Source organism: Pararhodobacter sp. CCB-MM2 (assembly GCF_001691415.1).
GTDB lineage: Bacteria > Pseudomonadota > Alphaproteobacteria > Rhodobacterales > Rhodobacteraceae > Pararhodobacter.
On record NZ_LRRR01000059.1, the window covers coordinates 2,501 to 5,479 of the forward strand.

At 54.2% G+C, this 2,979-nt stretch carries 2 rRNA genes (1 of these 2 running past the window's edge); both read left to right on the forward strand.

Going from position 1 to position 2,979, the window contains the following annotated elements:
• Window positions 1–2,743 (forward strand): 23S ribosomal RNA (locus BCY78_RS24080); it begins 87 nt to the left of the window's first position.
• Window positions 2,744–2,834: 91 nt separating this feature from the next.
• Window positions 2,835–2,949, forward strand: a 5S ribosomal RNA gene (rrf, locus tag BCY78_RS24085).
• The last annotated feature ends 30 nt before the right edge of the window (window positions 2,950–2,979 follow it).

The following is a 2,979-nucleotide window of genomic DNA, read 5'->3' on the forward strand; positions in this document are numbered from 1 at the left end:
CGGGAATAGGCTTTGATCCAAAGATCTCCGAATGGGGCAACCCACCTGACAGTTTGATATGATTGCCTTCGGGCGGTTCATATTGAGCTGAAACAGGTACTATTACCCTGAATACATAGGGGTTTTAGAGCAAACCCGGGGAACTGAAACATCTAAGTACCCGGAGGAAAGGAAATCAATAGAGACTCCGTTAGTAGTGGCGAGCGAACGCGGACCAGCCGAGCCGAGATTGTGACTGGAATGCTCTGGAAAGGGCAGCGATACAGGGTGACAGCCCCGTACAGGAAGCATGATCGGACGTATTAAGTAGGGCGGGACACGTGAAATCCTGTCTGAAGATCGGAGGACCACCTCCGAAGGCTAAGTACTCCTTGCTGACCGATAGCGAACCAGTACCGTGAGGGAAAGGTGAAAAGCACCCCGACGAGGGGAGTGAAACAGTACCTGAAACCGGACGCCTACAAGCAGTCGGAGGGTCCTCGAGACCTGACGGCGTACCTTTTGTATAATGGGTCAACGACTTGGTCTATCTAGCGAGCTTAAGCCGATAGGTGTAGGCGCAGCGAAAGCGAGTCTTAATAGGGCGACTTAGTTAGATGGATCAGACCCGAAACCGAGTGATCTAGGCATGAGCAGGATGAAGGTTAGGTAACACTAACTGGAGGTCCGAACCCACACCCGTTGAAAAGGGTCGGGATGACTTGTGCCTAGGGGTGAAAGGCCAATCAAACTCGGAGATAGCTGGTTCTCCGCGAAATCTATTTAGGTAGAGCGTCAGACGAATGCCCCGGGGGGTAGAGCACTGCATGGGTGATGGGGTCCCACAGACTTACTGAGCCTAAGCAAACTCCGAATACCCGGGAGTACTATCTGGCAGACACACGGCGGGTGCTAACGTCCGTCGTGAAGAGGGAAACAACCCTGACCTACAGCTAAGGCCCCCAATTCATGGCTAAGTGGGAAAGCATGTGGGACGACCAAAACAACCAGGAGGTTGGCTTAGAAGCAGCCATCCTTTAAAGATAGCGTAACAGCTCACTGGTCTAGATAAGTTGTCCTGCGGCGAAGATGTAACGGGGCTCAAGCCATGAGCCGAAGCTTAGGATGCACGTAAGTGCGTGGTAGCGGAGCGTTCTGTTCAGTTCTCCTTGCTTCTTTTGCGCCCTCGGGTGCACCGGAAGCAGTGGAGACGGCTGTGAAGCCGGCCCGTGAGGGACCGGTGGAGCGTTCAGAAGTGAGAATGTTGACATGAGTAGCGACAAAGAGGGTGAGAGACCCTCTCGCCGAAAGTCCAAGGGTTCCTGCTTAAAGCTAATCTGAGCAGGGTAAGCCGGCCCCTAAGGCGAGGCCGAAAGGCGTAGTCGATGGGAACCAGGTTAATATTCCTGGGCCAGGAGGATGTGACGGATCTCAGGTGTAGTTCAATCTTATCGGATTGATTGGGCTGCTGAGAGGTTCCTGGAAATAGCCCTCCATTAGACCGTACCCGAAACCGACACAGGTGGACTGGTAGAGTATACCAAGGCGCTTGAGAGAACCACGTTTAAGGAACTCGGCAAAATACCTCCGTAAGTTCGCGAGAAGGAGGCCCGTTCGGTAGGCAACTATCGGGCGGGGGCACAAACTAGGGGGTGGCGACTGTTTACTAAAAACACAGGGCTGTGCGAAGCCGTAAGGCGACGTATACAGTCTGACGCCTGCCCGGTGCTGGAAGGTTAAAAGGAGGGGTGCAAGCTCCGAATTGAAGCCCCAGTAAACGGCGGCCGTAACTATAACGGTCCTAAGGTAGCGAAATTCCTTGTCGGGTAAGTTCCGACCTGCACGAATGGCGTAACGACTTCCCCGCTGTCTCAAACGTGGACTCAGCGAAATTGAACTGTGTGTCAAGATGCACACTACCCGCGGTTAGACGGAAAGACCCCGTGCACCTTTACTCCAGCTTTGCACTGGCATCAGGATTGTGATGTGCAGGATAGGTGGTAGGCATCGAAGCAGGGACGCAAGTCTCTGTGGAGCCTCCCTTGAGATACCACCCTTCGCACTCTTGATGTCTAACCGCGGCCCGTTATCCGGGTCCGGGACCATGCATGGTGGGGAGTTTGACTGGGGCGGTCGCCTCCCAAATCGTAACGGAGGCGCGCGAAGGTTGGCTCAGAGCGGTCGGAAATCGCTCGTTGAGTGCAATGGCAGAAGCCAGCCTGACTGCAAGACTGACACGTCGAGCAGAGTCGAAAGACGGCCATAGTGATCCGGTGGTCCCACGTGGGTGGGCCATCGCTCAACGGATAAAAGGTACGCCGGGGATAACAGGCTGATGATGCCCAAGAGTCCATATCGACGGCATCGTTTGGCACCTCGATGTCGGCTCATCTCATCCTGGGGCTGAAGTCGGTCCCAAGGGTACGGCTGTTCGCCGTTTAAAGAGGTACGTGAGCTGGGTTTAGAACGTCGTGAGACAGTTCGGTCCCTATCTGCCGTGGGTGTAGGAGACTTGAGAAGAGTTGCCCCTAGTACGAGAGGACCGGGGTGAACGCTCCACTGGTGGACCAGTTATCGTGCCAACGGTAGTGCTGGGTAGCTATGAGCGGACAGGATAACCGCTGAAGGCATCTAAGCGGGAAGCCCCCTTCAAAACAAGGTCTCCCTTGAGGGCCGTGGTAGACCACCACGTCGATAGGCCGGAGATGTAAGTGCAGCAATGCATTCAGTTGACCGGTACTAATGGCCCGATTGGCTTGATCTGATCCAGTAAAAGCAAGACTTTACTGATCAAAAGCAAATATTCTTGAACAGCGCGCTGCGACAGCAGCGAGCCGATACTGTTTCTTATCCGGTTTGGTGGTCATAGCTCCGGCTAAACTCACGATCCCTTCCCGAACTCGATGGATAAGGGCCGGAACGCCAATGGTACTGCGTCTTAAGACGTGGGAGAGTAGGTCACCGCCAAACTCGATAAGAAACAGCCTCTCTATAACGATG